The 18,245-nt window shown below is 59.5% G+C and carries 27 protein-coding genes and 1 pseudogene; 22 read left to right on the top strand and 6 right to left on the bottom strand.

Annotated features, from left to right (window positions below; translation table 11 throughout):
* Positions 1-284: 284 nt before the first annotated feature.
* From MAIT1_RS10705 to MAIT1_RS10670, 9 genes are all read left to right on the top strand, one after another.
* Positions 285-788 carry a crossover junction endodeoxyribonuclease RuvC gene (locus MAIT1_RS10705; RefSeq protein WP_085442270.1) on the top strand — a complete coding sequence of 168 codons (504 nt, stop codon included), beginning with the start codon at positions 285-287 and terminating at the stop codon, positions 786-788.
* 38 nt (positions 789-826) lie between these two features.
* On the top strand, positions 827-1,000 hold the full coding sequence (locus MAIT1_RS21520; protein ID WP_241893456.1) for a hypothetical protein: 174 nt from the start codon (positions 827-829) through the stop codon (positions 998-1,000).
* Complete coding sequence (locus MAIT1_RS10700; RefSeq protein WP_198947862.1) at positions 993-1,466, top strand: DUF6362 family protein; 474 nt, start codon at positions 993-995, stop codon at positions 1,464-1,466. The genes MAIT1_RS21520 and MAIT1_RS10700 overlap by 8 nt, the downstream gene beginning before the upstream one ends.
* Before the next feature lie 57 nt (positions 1,467-1,523).
* The gene (locus tag MAIT1_RS10695) at positions 1,524-1,919 is read left to right on the top strand and encodes a D-Ala-D-Ala carboxypeptidase family metallohydrolase (RefSeq protein ID WP_085442269.1); all 396 of its coding nucleotides are present in this window, start codon (positions 1,524-1,526) and stop codon (positions 1,917-1,919) included.
* 100 nt (positions 1,920-2,019) lie between these two features.
* Positions 2,020-2,415: a 3TM-type holin gene (locus MAIT1_RS10690; protein ID WP_085442268.1), complete on the top strand. Its 396-nt coding sequence runs from the start codon at positions 2,020-2,022 to the stop codon at positions 2,413-2,415.
* Complete coding sequence (locus tag MAIT1_RS10685) at positions 2,412-2,660, top strand: hypothetical protein (RefSeq protein WP_085440266.1); 249 nt, start codon at positions 2,412-2,414, stop codon at positions 2,658-2,660. Before MAIT1_RS10690 ends, MAIT1_RS10685 begins: the two co-directional genes overlap by 4 nt.
* 199 nt (positions 2,661-2,859) lie before the next feature.
* Positions 2,860-3,414 (top strand): helix-turn-helix domain-containing protein, encoded by a 555-nt coding sequence (locus tag MAIT1_RS10680; protein ID WP_085442267.1) that lies wholly within the window; start codon positions 2,860-2,862, stop codon positions 3,412-3,414.
* 6 nt (positions 3,415-3,420) lie between these two features.
* The gene (locus MAIT1_RS10675) at positions 3,421-4,776 is read left to right on the top strand and encodes a DNA modification methylase (protein WP_085442266.1); all 1,356 of its coding nucleotides are present in this window, start codon (positions 3,421-3,423) and stop codon (positions 4,774-4,776) included.
* 57 nt (positions 4,777-4,833) lie between these two features.
* Entirely contained in the window at positions 4,834-5,820 is a 987-nt protein-coding gene (locus MAIT1_RS10670; RefSeq protein ID WP_085442265.1) for an HIT domain-containing protein, read from the top strand.
* Between the two features lie 98 nt (positions 5,821-5,918).
* On the opposite strand, the gene MAIT1_RS10665 is transcribed toward MAIT1_RS10670, so the two are convergent.
* Together MAIT1_RS10665 and MAIT1_RS10660 are read right to left on the bottom strand one after the other, a co-directional pair.
* Positions 5,919-6,590 carry a DUF3489 domain-containing protein gene (locus tag MAIT1_RS10665; RefSeq protein WP_085442264.1) on the bottom strand — a complete coding sequence of 224 codons (672 nt, stop codon included), beginning with the start codon at positions 6,588-6,590 and terminating at the stop codon, positions 5,919-5,921.
* An 11-nt stretch (positions 6,591-6,601) separates the two neighbouring features.
* Positions 6,602-6,799: a hypothetical protein gene (locus MAIT1_RS10660; protein WP_085442263.1), complete on the bottom strand. Its 198-nt coding sequence runs from the start codon at positions 6,797-6,799 to the stop codon at positions 6,602-6,604.
* A 99-nt stretch (positions 6,800-6,898) separates the two neighbouring features.
* On the opposite strand from MAIT1_RS10660, the gene MAIT1_RS10655 reads away from it, so the two are divergent.
* Positions 6,899-8,851 carry a phage terminase large subunit family protein gene (locus tag MAIT1_RS10655; RefSeq protein ID WP_085442262.1) on the top strand — a complete coding sequence of 651 codons (1,953 nt, stop codon included), beginning with the start codon at positions 6,899-6,901 and terminating at the stop codon, positions 8,849-8,851.
* A 6-nt stretch (positions 8,852-8,857) separates the two neighbouring features.
* Here the strand turns inward: MAIT1_RS10655 and MAIT1_RS10650 are convergent, their stop codons facing one another.
* Complete coding sequence (locus MAIT1_RS10650) at positions 8,858-9,133, bottom strand: HU family DNA-binding protein (protein WP_085442568.1); 276 nt, start codon at positions 9,131-9,133, stop codon at positions 8,858-8,860.
* A gap of 47 nt (positions 9,134-9,180) precedes the next feature.
* On the opposite strand from MAIT1_RS10650, the gene MAIT1_RS10645 reads away from it, so the two are divergent.
* The 9 genes and pseudogenes from MAIT1_RS10645 (at position 9,181) to MAIT1_RS10605 (ending at position 14,970) form a co-directional block, all read left to right on the top strand.
* Complete coding sequence (locus MAIT1_RS10645) at positions 9,181-9,396, top strand: phage head-tail joining protein (RefSeq protein ID WP_085442261.1); 216 nt, start codon at positions 9,181-9,183, stop codon at positions 9,394-9,396.
* Between the two features lie 2 nt (positions 9,397-9,398).
* A pseudogene (locus tag MAIT1_RS22580) lies at positions 9,399-9,662 on the top strand (BRO-N domain-containing protein); the annotation flags it as partial.
* 100 nt (positions 9,663-9,762) lie between these two features.
* Positions 9,763-10,212 (top strand): hypothetical protein, encoded by a 450-nt coding sequence (locus MAIT1_RS22280; RefSeq protein ID WP_241893455.1) that lies wholly within the window; start codon positions 9,763-9,765, stop codon positions 10,210-10,212.
* Positions 10,213-10,235: 23 nt separating this feature from the next.
* Positions 10,236-11,720 (top strand): phage portal protein, encoded by a 1,485-nt coding sequence (locus tag MAIT1_RS10630; RefSeq protein ID WP_085442258.1) that lies wholly within the window; start codon positions 10,236-10,238, stop codon positions 11,718-11,720.
* On the top strand, positions 11,668-12,618 hold the full coding sequence (locus MAIT1_RS10625) for a head maturation protease, ClpP-related (protein ID WP_085442257.1): 951 nt from the start codon (positions 11,668-11,670) through the stop codon (positions 12,616-12,618). Before MAIT1_RS10630 ends, MAIT1_RS10625 begins: the two co-directional genes overlap by 53 nt.
* Positions 12,618-12,983: a head decoration protein gene (locus tag MAIT1_RS10620; protein WP_085442256.1), complete on the top strand. Its 366-nt coding sequence runs from the start codon at positions 12,618-12,620 to the stop codon at positions 12,981-12,983. The genes MAIT1_RS10625 and MAIT1_RS10620 overlap by 1 nt, the downstream gene beginning before the upstream one ends.
* A 12-nt stretch (positions 12,984-12,995) precedes the next feature.
* Positions 12,996-14,012 (top strand): major capsid protein, encoded by a 1,017-nt coding sequence (locus tag MAIT1_RS10615; RefSeq protein WP_085442255.1) that lies wholly within the window; start codon positions 12,996-12,998, stop codon positions 14,010-14,012.
* Positions 14,012-14,320, top strand: a complete 309-nt coding sequence (locus MAIT1_RS10610; protein ID WP_085442254.1) for a head-tail joining protein — start codon at positions 14,012-14,014, stop codon at positions 14,318-14,320. The genes MAIT1_RS10615 and MAIT1_RS10610 overlap by 1 nt, the downstream gene beginning before the upstream one ends.
* Positions 14,317-14,970: a DUF6441 family protein gene (locus MAIT1_RS10605; RefSeq protein WP_143814776.1), complete on the top strand. Its 654-nt coding sequence runs from the start codon at positions 14,317-14,319 to the stop codon at positions 14,968-14,970. Before MAIT1_RS10610 ends, MAIT1_RS10605 begins: the two co-directional genes overlap by 4 nt.
* 2 nt (positions 14,971-14,972) lie before the next feature.
* Here the strand turns inward: MAIT1_RS10605 and MAIT1_RS10600 are convergent, their stop codons facing one another.
* Genes MAIT1_RS10600 through MAIT1_RS10590 form a run of 3 tightly spaced genes read right to left on the bottom strand, consistent with a single transcriptional unit; the run spans position 14,973 to position 16,173 of the window.
* Positions 14,973-15,479: a hypothetical protein gene (locus tag MAIT1_RS10600; protein ID WP_085442252.1), complete on the bottom strand. Its 507-nt coding sequence runs from the start codon at positions 15,477-15,479 to the stop codon at positions 14,973-14,975.
* 33 nt (positions 15,480-15,512) lie between these two features.
* Positions 15,513-15,791 carry a hypothetical protein gene (locus MAIT1_RS10595; RefSeq protein WP_085442251.1) on the bottom strand — a complete coding sequence of 93 codons (279 nt, stop codon included), beginning with the start codon at positions 15,789-15,791 and terminating at the stop codon, positions 15,513-15,515.
* A 34-nt stretch (positions 15,792-15,825) separates the two neighbouring features.
* Positions 15,826-16,173 (bottom strand): hypothetical protein, encoded by a 348-nt coding sequence (locus MAIT1_RS10590; protein WP_085442250.1) that lies wholly within the window; start codon positions 16,171-16,173, stop codon positions 15,826-15,828.
* Positions 16,174-16,317: 144 nt separating this feature from the next.
* On the opposite strand from MAIT1_RS10590, the gene MAIT1_RS10585 reads away from it, so the two are divergent.
* Genes MAIT1_RS10585 through MAIT1_RS10575 form a run of 3 tightly spaced genes read left to right on the top strand, consistent with a single transcriptional unit; the run spans position 16,318 to position 18,201 of the window.
* Positions 16,318-16,752 (top strand): hypothetical protein, encoded by a 435-nt coding sequence (locus MAIT1_RS10585; protein WP_085442249.1) that lies wholly within the window; start codon positions 16,318-16,320, stop codon positions 16,750-16,752.
* Positions 16,753-16,783: 31 nt separating this feature from the next.
* Positions 16,784-17,731, top strand: coding sequence for a phage tail tube protein (locus MAIT1_RS10580; protein WP_085442248.1), 948 nt, complete (start codon positions 16,784-16,786; stop codon positions 17,729-17,731).
* The gene (locus MAIT1_RS10575) at positions 17,728-18,201 is read left to right on the top strand and encodes a hypothetical protein (RefSeq protein ID WP_085442247.1); all 474 of its coding nucleotides are present in this window, start codon (positions 17,728-17,730) and stop codon (positions 18,199-18,201) included. Before MAIT1_RS10580 ends, MAIT1_RS10575 begins: the two co-directional genes overlap by 4 nt.
* The last annotated feature ends 44 nt before the right edge of the window (positions 18,202-18,245 follow it).

Genomic DNA, 18,245 nt, shown 5'->3' with positions numbered 1-18,245 from the left:
AGAGGGCCGGACCATGAGAAAACCCGCATGGATACTGGGCTCGTCATGGTCCGGGCAGGTTTTCTTCAACCCTACGACCCCCTCTCTACGGGGGGGGTATAAATACCCCCCCCGAGAGGGGTCAAAAAAGGGGAGGGAAAAAAGGCGACGACTCAAACACCGACCAACCGACCTGACTGACCGACCCACCTACTCACCGACCGACCACCGCAAAAATCGGGTGGCGGATTGATCTGCGGATTGCTCCACCACCTCCGACAAAATTCACTTTCGGAGGTCGATAGATGACGAATCAAAATTTGCCCGCTGAGGGCTGGAATGAAAAACGCGTGCTGCTGGCGCTGGACCTGGGCTCACAGACAGGCTGGGCGGTGCGCCACCCGGATGGCAACATCACCAGCGGCACGCTGGCGTTCAAGAACAATCGCTTCGAAGGCGGTGGTATGCGCTATCTACGCTTTCGCCAGTGGCTCGACGAGTTGAACGCGTTGGTGGGGGGCGTCGGCGCCGTGGCCGTGGAGGAGGTGCGTCGGCATGCCGGGGTGGACGCCGCCCACGTCTACGGCGGGTTTCTGGCCGTGGTGACCAGTTGGTGCGAAGCGCGCGGCATTCCCTACCAGGGCGTGCCGGTGGGGACGATAAAAAAACACGCCACAGGCAAGGGCAACGCCTCCAAGGCGCAGGTGATTCACGCCATGAAGCGGCTGGGCTTCAAGCCTGAAGACGATAATCAGGCGGATGCGTTGGCGCTGCTGCATTGGGCCATCGCTCAGGAGGTGGGGTTATGATTGGCGGCCCGAAGTCTCCGATAAGCTCCCTTGGGCCGATGCAGCCACGCACCATCAACGCCGAGGGGACCAAAGCCTATGGCTGGAAGGCCCACGGCATTCTGGTGGTCAACGCCGCTGACCCGCGCCTGACCTGGCCCGAGCGGGAACTGGTCAAGCAGCTTGGCGAGAAGCTCTACGGGCGTGCGCGCCAGGAGGTGGGCCATGGCTGAGCCGCACTGGACGCCGCAGATGGTGGTTGACCGCCTGGAAGAAGCGGCAATGACGCTGCATCGGCTGCCGGACTCTGGCCCCCAAAACCTCAGATCCGCCTGGCCCGATGTGATTCACGAATACTGGGAGGCGTATGGACGTGACCAACCAAAGGTCAGGCTGGGGCCGCCGACGCCTGACGCCATCGACCGCATGGACGAATGCATGGAGTGGTTGCGCTGGTTGGAGCCCAATCACCTCAGACTGGTCTGGCTCAGGGCTGAGCGTGTACGGTGGAAGATCATCATGCGGCGGTTTGGGCGCGCACGGTCGACGCTGGCGGCGCACTGGCAGGCGGCGATATTTCAGATCGTGGCGGTTCTCAACCGAGGAAAGAAGTGTCCGGACACCTTTGTTCCGGACAAACGTCCAGGGATTTGCGATAATCTAAACCATCATCGCACGAGGCGCGAACGAGAGCGCTGAAGATAGAGCCCGCCCCAGGGAAACTTGGTGGCGGGCTTTCTGTTTTGGGAGCACGTTATGTCCGATACCCAATGGCCGCACTTCACTGCCGCCGAACTGACCTGCCGTTGCGGCTGTGGTCGTCTTGAGATGGACGGCAGGTTTATGGCGCTGCTGGAGGACCTTCGCGTCGCCTTCGGCAAACCGCTGCCGGTGACCTCCGGGTATCGCTGCTCCGAGCATAACGCCGCCATCTCCATCACCGGCCCCAACGGCCCGCACACCTCCGGTGCGGCGGTGGACGTAGCCGTGAGTGGTGAGGACGCCTACGACTTGGTCGCTCTCGCAAAAGCAGCGGGCATGAGCGGCGTCGGCATCAAACAGCATGGACCGCACCACACCCGATTCATCCACTTGGACACGCTGCCGCGCGCCGCTGGTCAGCCTCGCCCCACGATTTGGAGCTACAAATGATTCAAGATCCCAAATGGGGCGACATCATCGTCGGGCTGTTTGGCTCGCTGATGATAGTGGTCTGCGCCATCATGCCGCTCTACATCACGGGTGTGCTCTGATGGGCCTGCTTGAAAAAATCATCGGCGGCGCGGCGACACAGCCCATCGAGGCGGTGGGCAAGGCCCTGGATGGGCTGTTCACCTCCGACGAAGAGCGCTTGGACAAACAGGCGCTGCTGACCCGCCTGGCGCAGCAACCAGCGGCTCTGCAAGTTGAACTGAACAAAATCGAAGCGGCGCATCGCTCCACCTTTGTGGCGGGGTGGCGTCCGTTCCTGGGCTGGGTGTGCGGCGTTGGTCTCTCCTTCGCCTACGTGATCAACCCCATCATCCAGTGGGTGACGGGGCAGCCCGGACCGCAACTGCCGCTGAACTTCATGCAGGAGTTGGTGGTGGCAATGCTGGGGCTGGCGGGTCTACGAACCTGGGAAAAGCAAACCGGGAGGGCGAAATGAGCGGCAACTGCGAGAAGGAGTGCCCGTACTCGGCGGAGATGGCCACCCTGGCCAACGAGCTCAAGCACATCAACCAGCGCCTCGCCATTGGTCAGCAGAAGTTTGACCGCATGGAAGCGACGCTGGACCGACTGGACGCGGCTGAACAGCGTCTGGTAGGCGGCTACAAGCTCTTCCGTCAGATCCTGGCGCTGTTGGCGCTCATCGCGGCGTTCATGGCTGTGCCGTGGATCAATAAGCCGTAGACCTTCAGTTCAACACCGAAACTTGGTAAGCAAATGAAACTGAAAACGTTCTCTGTTTCGGAGAGACTGCCTGTAAGTCTTTGTATTCTTGGTTCCTTCTGTGCCGATATCTGATGCCGCGCGCAATGGCCCGAGAGCTCGCTAGCGACAGAGGCGTTTTATTGGTTCGCGGGTTCGCGTTCGCGGTGAATGAGATCTCATGAAAGTCCCCAGCAATCGGCGTCTGGCCAAGCATCTGGGCGTGTCAGAGACAGCGGTGCGCAAGGCCGAAAAGGCGGGTCGCATTCACCGCGAACCGGATGGTTCGTGGGATCTGGACACCGTGCTGGCCAACTGGTCGGCCAACACCGACGACGTCAATCAGCGTAGCGCCCACCCCAAGGGCATGAAGCCGACGCCGACAGCGGCGGTGAACAGCGTCCGTGAGACATTGCAGCAGAGCGGACAGAGTGCTGGCGCTGGCGGCATGACCTTCATGCAGGCCAAGACGGCGGACATGGTGCTGCGCGCGCAGTTGCGCAAGATCGAACTTGAAGAGAAGAAGGGCTCCCTGATCGATCGGGAGCAGACCCTGGCGCGGGTGTATCACCGGGCCAGAGAGGTTCGTGACTCCTGGCAGAACTGGCCAGCGCGGGTCTCCTCGCGTATGGCGGCGGAACTGGGCGTCGACGACCACACCATGCACATCTGCCTGGAGCAATACGTGCGCGAACATTTGGAAGAGCTCTCCGAAGCCAAACTCTCTCTGGAATGATGGACAATGCAGATTGCTGATTTGACGCTGGAGCAGTGGCCTCTGGAGCGGTTGATCCCCTATGCCCGGAATCCAAGGCGCAACGATGACGTGGTGGATCGCATGTGCGCGGCGATTCAGGAGTTCGGCTTCCGAATTCCGGTGGTGGCCCGTAGCGATGGCCAGGTGGTCGATGGCCACCTCCGTCTGAAGGCCGCCAAGCGGCTGGGACTGGAGTCGGTGCCGGTGGCGCTGGCCGATGACCTGAGCGAGACGCAGATCAAGGCGTTCCGGCTGCTTGCCAATCAATCCGCCAACTGGGCGGAGTGGGACAACGAACTGTTGAGCTTGGAGTTGAACGAGCTTCAGGACGCCGATTATGACATCGACATCATCGGCTTTTCCGAGGAGCAGCTTTCAGATCTGCTGGAGAGCCTGGAGGACGACGCTGATGGCGGCGGTGGCGCCGTAGCCCAAAACGATGTCATCCCCGAGCCGCCTGCCAATCCGGTCACTCGTCCTGGCGACATGTGGATTCTCGGCGACCATCGCCTTCTGTGTGGCAGCAGCCTCAACGACGATGATGTGATTCGGTTGATGAACGGCGAGCGTGCGATTCTCTTTGCCACCGATCCGCCCTACTTGGTCGACTACGATGGGACCAACCACCCGCAGAACAGTGCGCGCAAAGCCAAGGTCGCCAAAGGAGAGACCAGCGGCACGGACGGCAACAAGGATTGGTCAGCCAGCTATGGCGTGACCTGGGACGACTCCTCCCAGGGCCCAGAGCTCTACGAGGGCTTCATCAAAGCCGCCATTGAGCATGCCATCGAGCCCAACGCCGCTTGGTACTGCTGGCACGCATCCAAGCGCCAGGCGATGCTGGAAGCGGTGTGGGAGAAGATGGGCGCGTTTCAGCACCAGCAGATCATCTGGAACAAGGAGAAAGGTGTCCTCACACGCTCGAAGTATCTGTGGAAACACGAGCCCTGCCTGATGGGCTGGATCAAGGGCAACATGCCGCCGAAGATCGATGGCGCGGAATTCCTCTCTACTGTCTGGGACATTCGTGGACTCTCCGGTGAAGAGCGCCCCGATCACCCCACACCGAAACCCCTGGACTGCTTTGCCATCCCCATGCGCCAGCATGTGGAACGGGGCGGCCTGTGCTACGAACCCTTCAGCGGCTCCGGCTCCCAGATCATGGCTGGTGAGATGACAGGGCGGCGGGTGTTCGCCATGGAGATTTCACCGGTCTACGTGGACGTGGCGGTGAAGCGCTTCATCCAGGCTACCGGCAAGATTGCCTACTTGGATGGGGCTGGCGGGAAGAGTTTTGAGGAAGTGGCGGCGGAGAGAGACATATCCAGTTCAACCGCTTGACTTGAGATCTAAAATGAAACGGAATACCCCCATTATCCTTTCTATAGGGGGCATTCCATGACATCAGCCTATGAGTCACTCAAAGAGTATTTAAGCAACCGGATGCGGATGAGCCACATCTACCAGCCGGTTATGATTCGTCAGATTCTTTTGAACGGTGATCAGATCACTCGGAGGGAGGCGGCCCAAGCTTTCTTGGCCGAGGATCAAAGTCAGATTGAGTATTATGAAAAAGTGACCGCGCAAATGCCGGGTCGCGTTCTGGCTAACAACGGGGTGATAATAAAAACTGGTCAGAAATACGAATTTGCGGAGTTGTATCGAGGAGTTACGCCAGAGGAAAGAGCTGAGCTGATAGACCTTTGCACGCAAAAGCTTCAGGAGTATCTCGAGGGCCGCCCTGACCCTTGGAACCACCGGAGAAAAGGGAGTGGTTATATTCCAGGCAGCCTTCGCTACGACGTACTTGCCAGGGCAAAAGGGCGCTGCGAAGCGTGTGGCGTGTCAGCAATGGAAAAAGCTCTGGAAGTTGATCACATTATCCCCCGAAATCATGGCGGAAAGGATGATCCAGATAATTTGCAGGCGCTCTGCTACACCTGTAATGCGCAAAAACGGGACAGAGATCAGACCGATTTCAGAGAGGTTGCCCAATCTCTTCACCATCGGGATGAAAGCTGTATATTTTGCGAGTTGGAAAGAATGCAGGAGGTTGATGGAGAGGGTTTGGCGTTTGTCTTAGAAGACAGTTTCCCTGTATCGATTGGCCATACATTGATTTTGCCCAGACGTCATGTCGCTGATTATTTTGATCTTTACCAACCTGAACGAAATGCTATGGAGCGGCTCCTGAAAGTTGCTAAGCAACGCCTCTCAGACAAGGATCCAATGATTAGTGGCTTCAACATTGGAGTCAATGTGGGGCAATCAGCCGGTCAAAGTGTTTTCCACGTTCATATGCATTTGATCCCTCGGCGAGATGGCGATCACCCTCAGCCCCGAGGGGGCGTGCGATCTGTAATTCCAGGCAAAGCAGACTATTGAAGTGTGATGTGTACGATCTCAGCATCATTTTAACCCATCTATCACCAGCACAACCCGGTCAATTGGCCGGGTTGTCTGCTTTTAGGTGCGTGGAAGGGTCAGTCTTCAACGATGCGGTAGATCGTCCGTTTCCCTTGCTCATCGGTGACGCGCTCGCTGGTGACGTTGAGTCCAAGGCGTTTGCGCAGGGCGCCGGAAATAGCCCCGCGCAGAGTATTTCGATTCCACGAAGTAGCGGCCTCAAGCTGTTCAATCGTTGCGCCTTCAGGGCGTTTCATCAGGGCGATCATGGTCGCCTGCTTTGAGTTCTCTCGGGGCTTTGGCGTGCGCTGTTTGGCAGCGACCATCCCGGCTTGGTAGGCGGCTTCCAGGGCGCTCTTGATGGCCCAGACAGCGCAGTCATGAAAATCCAAATCGTCTAAGCGCCGAGTCTCTAGCGTGTCGATGTCCAGGTGCTTAGAGGCGATCTCTTCGAAAAGCGCATCCGGCGCAATCGAAGAGCTGTCCGTTTGCGGCTCTGCGGGCTCTTCAGCTTGAGTCTGAGGCAGGAGCCGTTCTGGCGGCGTTTCGCCGATGGCCGCGTAGCCCGCAGCGTTGAGACGCCATTGTCCGTCATCCTCCTGCGTGATGACACCGTGCTTGGCCAAGGCGTTCACGATCTTGATCGCTGCGCCGCCCTTCATACGGTTGGGCAGGGGGTGGACCGCGCCATCTTCGCGCAGCGCGGCGTTGACGAGTACGGTGAGTTGGGGGCTGGTCATTTTGTTCATGATGGTCTCCTTCAAATCCATTCGTTGCCGATGCGGGGCAGCAGGTCGCCGTCATTCCCAGTGAAGTATTCGAGTTCAGCGAAAGCCTCTGGAGAGTCGATGATGACGCCGCCGGTGACGCGCAGCGCGACGCCGTGCTTGCGGGTTAGTTCGGCCAGCTCTTCAGCAAAGGCTTCCAACTGTTGCTCAGTGGTAGGTTTCTTGTTCAATTTCAATCTCCTGGAGTGTGTTGCGCCGTTGATGACATGTAGCCATTAACCCGCGCATACATCCAGTCAAATAGATGAAAATTAAGAGAGATAAGCGATGTGGCGGAGTTTGATGGCGCACTGGCGATTGACCTGGCATGGCGGGGCGGTCTCAAGCCTGATCCGCTGCTCACGGTCTCGCAGTGGTCGGACAAGCACCGCATCCTCTCGCAACGCGCCTCCTCGGAGCCGGGAAAGTGGCGCACCAGCCGCACGCCCTACCTGAAGGAGATCATGGATTGCCTGTCACCGGCCTCGCCGGTGCGGAGGGTGGTGTTCATGAAGGGCGCACAGATCGGCGGCACCGAGGCAGGCAACTGTCTCATCGGCTATGTGATCCATCAGGCTCCAGGTCCCATGATGGCGGTCTCGCCCACGGTGGAGTTGGCCAAGCGCAATTCCAAACAGCGCATCGACCCCCTCATCGAGGAGAGCGAGGCGCTCAAAGAGCTGGTCAAACCGGCGCGCAGCCGGGACTCTGGCAACACGGTTCTCTCAAAGGAGTTCCCCGGCGGCGTGCTGATCCTCACCGGGGCTAACAGCGCGGTAGGGCTGCGCTCCATGCCTGCGCGGTATCTGTTTCTGGACGAAGTGGACGGCTATCCCGGCGATGTGGAGGGCGAAGGCGATCCCATCCTGCTGGCGGAGCGCCGCTCGGCGACCTTTCAGCGCCGCAAGATCTTTCTGGTCAGCACGCCCAATCGAAAGGGGCTGTCGCGCATTGAGCGGGAGTACTTGGCCAGCGACCAGCGCAAGTTTCATGTGCCCTGTCCGGAGTGCGGCGAACGCCAACCGCTGGAGTTCGGCAACCTGACCTGGGATGAGGGCAAGCCGGATACGGCGCGCTACCGCTGCGCGCACTGCGACGCGCTCATCTGGGAGCACCACAAGACCCACATGCTGGAGAATGGTGAGTGGGTTGCTACCGCCGAGGCGGAGAGCCGCCAGACGGTCGGCTTCCATCTCAACAGCCTCTACTCCCCGGTGGGGTGGTTCTCCTGGGCGGATGCGGTGGAGATGTATGAGCAGGCGCAGAAGAATCCGGATTTAATGAAAGGCTTTGTCAACACGGTGCTGGGCGAGCCGTTTGAGGAGGCGTTTGAAGCGCCGGATTGGACGCGGCTGTACGATCGGCGTGAAACCTACCGTATAGGTGAGGTTCCTGACGGCGGGCTATTTCTTACCGCTGGCGTTGATGTGCAGAAGGATCGCCTCGAATGCGAGGTGATGGCGTGGGGCCGGGAGAAACGCTCCTGGTCTATCGACTACTTCGTGCTCGATGGCGACACCGCGCGACCCGAGGTGTGGGGGCAATTGGATCGCGTTCTGGCCAAGGATTGGAAACACGCCTGCGGCCAGCGGTTGCCGATCCGGGTGATGTGCGTGGACTCAGGCTATGCCACTCAGGATGTTTACGCTTGGGTGAGAAAGCATCCCCAAGCGACCTGGGGTCCAGCTGGTGCGGTTGCGCGCCAACAAAGGACAGTCGTCGCCATCAAAGGTCGTGATCGCGACACGGCGCTGTTGCTGACTGTCTCTAAAGCTGACGCGGGTCATCGCAAACGAGGGCTCAAGGTCTGGTCCATCGGCACGCCGGTGGCTAAGGGCGAACTCTACCGCTGGTTGAAGCTGCCCCGGCCCACGGACGAGGGGCTTGAATCTGGCGAGTCGTATCCGCCTGGCTACTGCCACTTCCCGCAATACAACGAGGAGTTCTTCAAGCAGCTCACTGCGGAGCGGCTGATCACCCGCATGGTGAAGGGATTCCCCCAGGCGAGTTGGGAGAAGGAGCCGGGCAAGCGCAACGAGGCGCTGGATTGCCGGGTATATGCGCGCGCGGCGGCGTCGATTTATGGGCTTGATCGTTTTGAGGAGAAGCACTGGCGGCGTCTGGAAGAACCGCTGCGGATTGCTGACATGTCAGAGGATGAGACGATAAGCGCGCCGCAGCAGCAGGCTGGTTCAACCCGTCAGCATCGCCGAGTGATTCAGTCGGGGTATATGCGGCGATGAGCGGCATCAGTTGTCGACTCGAGCTTTGAGGGCTTTCCCCGCTTTGAAATGGACGGCTAGTTTTTCAGGAACCTGAACGGCATCACCCGTCCTGGGGTTCCTGGCGTCGCGCGCACGCCGGTGTCGCACTTCAAACACGCCGAAGTCTCGTAACTCAACGCGCTCCCCATCGGCCAAGGCCGTGCTGATTCTGCCCAGGACGATGTTGACGGCCTCTTCAGCTTGGTCTTTCGACAATGCAAACTGCTCAGCAATGCGTTCGGTCAGTTGGCTCTTGGTCATAGCGGTCACCGTCAACAGGAAGTTCTGCATAACTGATTGAAATAGCGATGGCTGATCTTACCGAACTTGAACAACGACTGGAAGCCCTGAAAGCGCAGGCGCATAGCCCGGTGGCGCGCGTCTCCTACGAGGGGCGAACGGTAGAATATCGCGGTCACGCCGAGATCCAGAGCGCCATCGCGGATCTGGAGCGGCAGATCAACACGGCGCAGGGCAACAAGCCGGTGCGTCAGATCCGCGTGCATACGTCTAAAGGCTACTGACAATGAGGAGTTCAGGAATGAATGATCTTGTCCCTTTCCAGTTTGAAGGCCAACAGGTCCGCATCATTGAGCGGCTTGGTGAGCCGTGGTTTGTCGCGGCGGATGTTTGCCGCGTGTTGGAAATCGGCAACCCCAGCGATGCGGTTGCGCGTTTGGACTCGGATGAGCGAATGACCCTCGATAGTATCGAGGGTCAAAGTCCTGGGCGCGGCGGCGCGCGTTCGCTCAACTTGGTCAGCGAGTCCGGGATGTACAATCTGATTTTCACCAGCCGCAAGGAGAGCGCCAAGCGCTTTAAGAAATGGGTGACTGCTGAAGTGCTGCCGAGCATTCGCCGCACCGGGGGGCTATGGCACCTCCGCGCCGATGCCGTTTACCGGCGACCCTGCGCTGATCGCGGATTTGACCATTGCGCGCTTTACCATGGATGCGCTGCGCATCAGCGATGCAGGCCGGGTGCTGATGTTCAGCCGGGTGGCCAAACTGCACGGGCGCCCTACGGAGTTCCTGCCCGAGTATACCGATGAGACAGTGACGCGTTCGCTCAGCGACCTGCTTAAGGAGCAGGGCAGTCAGTTAACGGCGCGGCATGCGAATCTTGTGCTGGTTGAATTGGGCATCCTTGAAGTGCGGACACGGGATAGCGCCAACGGCAAGATCAAACGCTTCAAGGCGCTCACGGAAGAGGGGTTGGCGTTTGGTAAGAATTTGATCTCGCCGCACAACGAGCGGGAAACGCAACCCCACTATTACGCGGCGCGTTTTCCTGAGTTGCTGGACCGAATCAACGCGTGGCTCCAGCGCGACGCCGCCTGACCCTATTTACCCTCTGACCAGTCATGAATCTCTTTCAACGGTTGCGCTATGCGCTAACCGGCGATCTCCCATTGCCGCGCGCACAACTGGAGGCGGCGCGCGCCGCTCGGCGTTTGGCCTCCTGGCGTGGCGGTAATGAGAGCCTGAACAGTCTGATCCTACAGGGCGGAGGATTGCTCCGGAGTCGCGCTAGGGAGTTGGCCCGCTCCAACCCCTACGCATCCAACGCCGCCTCCTCATTCACCGCCCACGCGGTGGGCGCCGGGATCAAGCCCTCTTCGCTGGTGGAGGACGCCGGGCTTAAGGATCAGCTTCAGCGCCTATGGCTGGATTGGACCGATGAAGCCGACGCCGATGGCGTGACTGACTTCTACGGTCTGCAAGCGATGGTGGCGCGCGCCCTGTTTGAAGCGGGCGAATGTTTTATCAGGTTCAGGGTTCGGCGTGTAGAGGACGGCCTTTCGGTCCCGCTGCAATTGCAGTTGCTCCCCGCCGAGCAACTACCGCTGGAGAAGAGCGCCACGCTGCCCTATGGCCGGGAAGTGCTCATGGGCATCGAGTTCGACGCCCGGGGGCAGCGCCGAGCCTATCACTTCCTGAAAAATCACCCTGGCGATATTCGCCAGTTGGGGCGTGGAGAGACGGTCCGGATTCCGGCCTCGGAGATCATCCACATCTTCCAGCCCTTGCAGGAGGGGCAGATCCGGGGGCTGCCCTGGATCGCTCCAGCGCTGCCCAAGCTGTGGTTGCTGGATCAGTACGACGATGCCGAGTTGGATCGCAAGAAGGTGGCGGCCATGTTCGCGGCGTTCATCACCCGGCCCCAGGCCGAGGATGTGATGGGCGAGGATGACGCGCCGCGCGATGACGATGGCGCCGCCTTGCTGGGACTCCAGCCCGGAACCATGCAACTGCTCCTGCCCGGCGAGGATATCAAGTTCTCCGATCCGGCGGATGTGGGCGGCTCCTATGAGGCGTTCCAGTATCGCACGCTGCTGGCGTGTTGCTCAGCCATGGGTGTGCCCTACACCAACGTCACCGGCGATCTGCGCCAGGCCAACTACTCCTCTCTGCGCGAGGGCAAACTGGAGTTCCGCCGCCGCATGGAGCAGTTCCAGCACAACACGCTGATCTTTCAACTCTGCCGCCCGGTGTGGAATCGCTGGGTAAGAGAGGCGGCGTTGAGCGGCGCGATCCCCAACCATTACCAGCTCAAGCAAGTGAAGTGGATTCCACCCAAGTGGGATTGGGTCGATCCGCTCAAAGATCGCAAGGCCGAGATCGAGGCCATCAAAGCCGGGCTCAAGAGCCGCTCCGACGTCATTGAGAGCGAAGGCTATGACGCCGAGGAGGTGGATCGGCGTATCGCGGCGGATCAGCAGCGGGAAAGAGAGCTCGGATTGTCCTTTGAAACCACGCAATCAGCCCCAGCAGCAGAACAGAGGGAAGATATCGATGAAGAAATCCTGGTACCGGATGCGCGCGAAAGCGGCGGATCAGCCGCCTGAGATCGCCATCTATGACGAAATCGGCGCGTACGGCGTCTCCGCCAAAGCCTTTCTGGAGGATCTGAAATCTGCCGATGGAGCCGAATCCATCACTGTGCGCATCAACAGCCCCGGTGGTTCGGTATTCGATGGCTTGGCCATTCACAACGCCCTCAAGCGTCTGGACGCCCGTGTCACCGTATTCGTGGACGGTATCGCCGCCTCCATCGCCTCGGTAATCGCCATGGCGGGGGATGAAGTGATCATGCCGGAGAACGCCATGCTGATGATCCATGACCCTTCTGGCATCGTCATGGGCACCGCCAGCGACATGCGCTCCATGGCGGAGGCGTTGGAGAAGACCAAAGCCGGTTTGGTGACGGCGTATCGGGAGAAGTCCGGTCTCTCCGACGCCGAGATCGAACAGATCATGGCCAATGAGACCTGGCTCACTGCCAACGAGGCGGTGGAGAAGGGCTTCGCCGATCGTCTGGAAGAGCCAGTGAAGATGGCGGCCTATTTCGATCTCTCCCAATACGACAACGCGCCAGAGCAACTCATCGCCAAGCTGCCTGCTCAGGGCGAGGCGCACAACGAGCCCAACAACGTGGTCGACTTGATGGCCATTCGCTCCCAAGTGCGCGGCGCGACGCTGGCCTATGTCAACGAGATCCACGAGATCTGCAATCTGGCGGGCGTTCCCGATCGCGCGCTCCCCTTCATCAACAAGGAGATGTCGGCGGTGGCGGTGCGCCAGGCTTTGATCAAAGAGCGCGCCGACAATGACGAGGCGCTCATCATCAATCACCGCCATGGCGCGGATTTGAGCCGCTCTACTGAGGAATCGGCTCGCCCCACCATCAACACCCAGGCGATCTACGCCGCCCGCAATGCTCAGCCCGGTAAAGGAGAGTCCTGATGGCTGCAATCACAGAAGGCCGCCACAGCGGCGAATTCCTCGTCTCCGAGGGTAATGGTTCAATCAGCAGGGAGACGGTCACCATCCTCTCGGGCCAGAACCTGGAAGCAGGCGCAGTGCTGGGCATGGTCACCGCCAGCAGCAAATATCAGGCGGTTGATCCCGCCGGTATCGATGGCTCGGAAACGGCGGTGGCGGTGCTCTACGAGAACGTCGACGCCTCCGCTGGCGACGCCACAGGAGTGGTCATCAGCCGATTGGCTGAGGTGAATGAAAACCGCCTGGTGTTCGACGCCGTCGTAACCGAACCCGAGAAAGCTGCCGCCATCTCCCAACTGGCGGATCAACTCATCATTGCGCGATAAGGAGAGTTCCCCATGGGAGCCTTGGATGTATTCAATAGCAACGCCTTTTCCCTGGTCTCGCTCACCGACGCCATCAACAAAATGCCCTTTGTCCCGGGCCGTATCGGCCAGATGGGGCTGTTCCACGAACAGGGGGTGGCCACCACTACGGTGCTCATCGAAGAGCGCGAAGGCTCGCTCAATCTGGTGGAGACCACCGCGCGCGGCGCGCCCGCCATTCAAAATACCAACAACAAGCGCAAAGCGCGCTCTCTGACCGTTCCGCATATCGCCCTGGAGGACACCATCCTTGCCGATGAGGTGCAGAACCTGCGAGCTTTTGGCTCCGAGAGCAATCTGGAGGGGGTACAGACGGTGGTCAACAACCGCCTGGAGGAGATGGCGCGGAAGATCGACGCCACGCTGGAGCACCTGCGCATCGGCGCCATCAAGGGACAGATCCTCGACGCCGATGGCGCCACCGTCCTGTATGACCTCTTCACCGAGTTTGGCGTCAGCCAGCACACCGAGATCGACTTTGATCTGGATAACGCCAGCCCGGTGCCCGGCGCGGTGAAGAAGAAGTGTCACGACATCCGGCGCAAGATCGAGGATGAGTTGGGCGCGCAGCCCTACGACCATATCCACGCCATCTGCGGGGCGGACTTCTTCGATGACCTGATCACCCACAGCGAAGTCAAAGAGGCCTACGAACGCTACGCCGATGGGCTGTTCCTGCGTCAAGGCCAGGCGCGCGGCTCCTTTGAGTACGCCGGGATCGTGTGGGAGGAGTATCGCGGCAAGGTGGGCTCCGTGGATTTCAACGACGCCGCCAAGGCGCGTTTCTTCCCGGTGGGCGTGCCCGGTCTGTTTCGGCAGTACAACGCCCCGGCGGACTTTGTGGAGACGGTCAATACCATTGGCCTGCCGCGCTACGCCAAACAGGCCATTGATCAGCAGTTCCAGCGTTGGGTGATGCTGCATGTGCAGTCCAACCCGCTGCCCATTTGCACGCGCCCGCGTGTGCTGATCAAAGCGAAACGGACCTGATGAACCCTTTTGAGATGGCGGTGGACGCCGTATTTGCTTCATTCGGCGTCGCCGCCACTTACACTCCAGCTAATGGCGATCCTGCCACCGAAATCACGGTTCTGGCTAAGCGCCCGGACGAGGTGGTGGGCTTTGGAGAAACGCGTATTGCGGCGGAGATCTCTCTGTTTGAGATTCGGGCATCTGACATCGCGAACCCTCAAGGCGGTGATGTGATCACCCTCAACAGTATCGACTATACCGTCCAGGGAGCGCCGACGCGAGGTACCGAGCGGCTCGTGTGGGTGGTGGATGCGTTCGTCTCATGAGAATGGCGACCACCATCCTCGGTTCCATCCGGCGCGATATGGAGCAGGATCTGCGCAATCTCAATCGCGCCGTTGTGGATGGAACCCGTGATGCGGGGCGCGGGCTGAAGCAGGACCTTCGACAGCAGGTGGTCTACGCCGGGTTGGGCAACCGGCTTGCGCGCACCTGGCGCGATCGCAGCTACCCCAACCAGGGGCTCAATGCCGCCTCACTGGTCTGGTCCAAGGCCCCGCACATTGTGCAGGCGTTTGACCGGGGCGTGGTGATTCGGGGGCGCAATAGCCGATGGTTGGCGATTCCCACGCCGCAGGCGCCAAAGCTGGGTATTGATGGCAAACGGATCCACCCCGGTAACTTCCCCGAGTCCAGATTCGGCAAACTCCGATTCGTCTATCGCCCTGGGCGCTCTTCCCTGCTGGTGGTGGATGGGGTGCGCATTAGCGCCAAGACGGGTCGTGTGGGCCGACAAGCCAAGGGCGACATCTACACCAAATCTGGCAGGCTCAAATCCGGCATGACCACGGTGGTGATGTTTGTGATGGTTCCGCAGGTGCGGCTGCGCAAACGTCTTGAGGTGAAACGGGCGGCCTCATTGAGCGCCGCCCGTATGGTCGGGCAAATTGACAGTGCATGGATCAATCGTCAGTAAGTTCAGGCGGTGGCCCAATCTTCATCGTGATCAGCGTGTTGAGAACGTTGTGCGAGCATCTGCTTGAGCGTTTTGAGCTGTCCGGAGGTTTCGCTGTCGTAGGATGACCCATCAACCAGTGTGATTGGCTGATGGTGCTGTGCTGCGTCCACTTTGCTGACCGTTTTGTGCAATGAAACGGTTTCGACGCCATTACGGTAGGTTTGCAGGCCCAGAGCAGCGTAACGGCCACAGATCATGAGGGCGTCCATGCTGAGATGGGTCAGCCATTCCAGACTATGGGCGTTTGTTTTCTGCTCCCGTGGTTTGGCCTTCATTATGGACTCGCGTTCGATACGCTGAATGCGCGAATCGTTGCGTCGAAGGACGGTTTGCGTGGAAAGCGCAGCGGGGCTTCTTGTTTTCTGAAAACGTGCGGCGGATTTCATCCCGCCCTTGATCGCCAGTGTTGCGTTACGACTGGATCCGCCTTCAAACAACTCGGCTAACCGTAGTGTCGTCGGCTTCATGTCATCTCCCCCAGATGTGAAACGGCGTGGTGGTCACGAATCGGATAAGTAACCGGCAACATTTCGCCACCAGGATTCATCCTCTGGCTCCTGACAGCGTTTGGCGTTCTTGAGCGCCAATAGAGCCGCCTGGATTTTTCCATGCTTGGCTCGAAACGCCGAGGCGGCGTCCTGTGGGTCACGCGGCAAGTCCGCTGCGCCAAAAGCGTGCTGGACTCCGCGAAACATGTTCATTTGATCAGAGCGAAAGTCAAAAAGACCCAGTTGGGGGCCTTCAAACAGGCTTCCCTGTCGTGGGTTGCTTCGTTTCATCTGTTCATCCTTGAACAAGTATCGGTTTTACGTTTTAGCGGCTGGGCTGAGTCCCAATATTGTGCGCGCCATTGCGTATAAAAGTGGGAATGTCTACGTGAGAGCCTGAACCGGAAGTGCGCGCTTCTTCCAGTATCGTGTCCAGCCATTGGCCTCGGGATGCCGGGACGCCTTTGGCTCCGAAAACGCGTTCCTGCTCAATCGTGATGATCTGCTCGATGTCGCGCTTTGTAGCTTTTCCACTCTTCATGGCCATCAACATCATGCCATGGATAACACCGCGATCGAATTCGGAGCTTTCGCCGGTGGCTTTGAGGGTGAGGTAAAGGTCTGACAGGCGATCTGAAATGGACGCAAGAATGGCGTTGGACTTTCTGTTCATGTGCTCCCTCCCGGTATATGTAGCGCGATCTTTGCCGCGTATATTTATGAAGGATGGCGACTCAGGACAGCGATGTCAACGCAGATGTTTGACGCCATCGACTTTGTTGGATCAACCGCATGAAATGGCGATGGGATAATTTTTGTGGCCAGTAAGACCGAGCAGATTCTACAGGCGCTCCAGACTCTGCTGGGAACCATCCCCAGCGCCACAGTGTTGCGCAACACTGCTTTGCCCACGCGCATCCCCGCAGAGGGCCTGATTATCCTGCGCGACGGTGACCCCGGCGAACCGGAGCAATCCCTTGGTGGCGTTGGCGGCTGCTACTACCATCATCGTGTGGAAATAGAGGTAATCATTCAGCATGGCGACGCTGATCAGCGACAGAGCCGATTTGATAATCTGCTTTTAGCCGTTGCAGAAAAGTTGGCCGCATCCCCTACCCTCGACGGCTTGATATTCGGCATAACCTATGGCCGTCCGGCTATCCAGTTGGAACACGAAGAGGGCGCTACGCCCATTCTCGGCGGGGTAATGGAACTCACTCTTGAGTATGAAACCCCCTCCCCCATAGCCTGACAATTCCTATCGAACAGATGAGGTTTACTCCATGGCCCGCTCATACGGTTCAAACGCTACCCTATTGCTCAAACGGGAGGGCAGCTACGGCGCCATCCCCACGGGCGACTACATCCAGATGCCCTTCAACCGTTGCACCCTGAGCAGCGAACAGGGTTTGATTGCCGACCCCGTGCTGGGTCAGGGGCGCGACCCCCTGTCGCCGCTCCAGGATGTCATCAACGACGAAGGCGACATCGTCGTGCCCATGGATGTGCGCTATCTCGGCCTGTGGCTGACGGCGCTGCTGGGCAATCCAGTGACGACCGGAGTGGGGCCGTACACGCATGAATTCCACTCGGGCGGCGCTTCTATCCCCAGTTACAGCATCGAGATGGGGCTCTCCCAGGCCTCCTCCTTCTTCATGCACCAAGGCGTAAAGGTCAACACCCTGGCCCTGGAGTTTCAGCGCTCCGGCGCGGCGGCGGCCACGTTGGGTGTCATCGCCCAGGGCGAAACCCGCAATGGAACATCCCAAGGCGGCACGCCTACTACGCTCACCTTCAATCGCATCAGCCAGTTTCAGGGCAGTATCAAACGCAGCGGGTCGCTTATCGCCAATCTCACGGCGGGTTCGCTGACCTACTCCAACAATCTGGAGAAGATCGAAACCATCCGCAATGACGGTCTCATTGATGGCGCCGATCCCACCATCGCCGCGCTCACCGGCAAGATCGATGTGCGCTTTGCCGACACCACGCTTGTTGATCTGGCATCAAACGGTACGCCGGTGGATCTACAGTTCGCCTACACCATCGACGCCGACAACAGCGTGGTGTTCGATTGCCACGAGGTCTATCTGCCCAAGCCCAAGCTCACTGTGGATGGTCCCGGTGGAGTGCAGGCCAGTTTCGATTTCCAAGGGGCCAAGAACGCCACGGCGGGGCGCATGCTCACCGTGACGCTGACCAATGATTTGGATGGGAGTGACTACCTGTGATTTCTCTGAGCCAACCCAAAGAGCCATTTGATCTGGATCTGCCCTATGGTGTGACGGTGACGGTCAAACCCCTCACCACCGCTGCCATGTCGCTGTGTCAGACCGCCGCTCGCCGCCGGTTGGAGCGGGAGTATCCCGAAGCCGAGGAAGGAGAGCAGCGCGAGGGGCTGTTCCACGCTTATCTGATTCAGGAGCTGGCGGTGAATCACATCACTGCGTGGAACGGCGTTGGCTATGACAATGGAAGCGATGCATCAGTCAATCGCCAGAACGTCGTGGCGCTGATGGATCGCTATCCCATGGGTGAACGGTTCTATCAGCTTTTTACCTTCCACCAGGTGATGCTCAACGCCGCAAAAAACGGATCCGCGCCCTCTGCCAATGGCATTTCCAGCCCGGCGGAGGGCCAGGGTACTGCCGAGAGTGTGCTGATCGCGGCGAGCCCTGCGCCCGAGGGCAGTCCGGATTGAACGGTGAGCTCTGTCCCAGCCGAGAGCACGCGCCGCAAACTATC

It is taken from the genome of Magnetofaba australis IT-1 (assembly GCF_002109495.1).
GTDB classification, from domain to species: Bacteria; Pseudomonadota; Magnetococcia; order Magnetococcales; family Magnetococcaceae; genus Magnetofaba; species Magnetofaba australis.
This window is presented reverse-complemented; position numbering and strand designations above follow the sequence as displayed.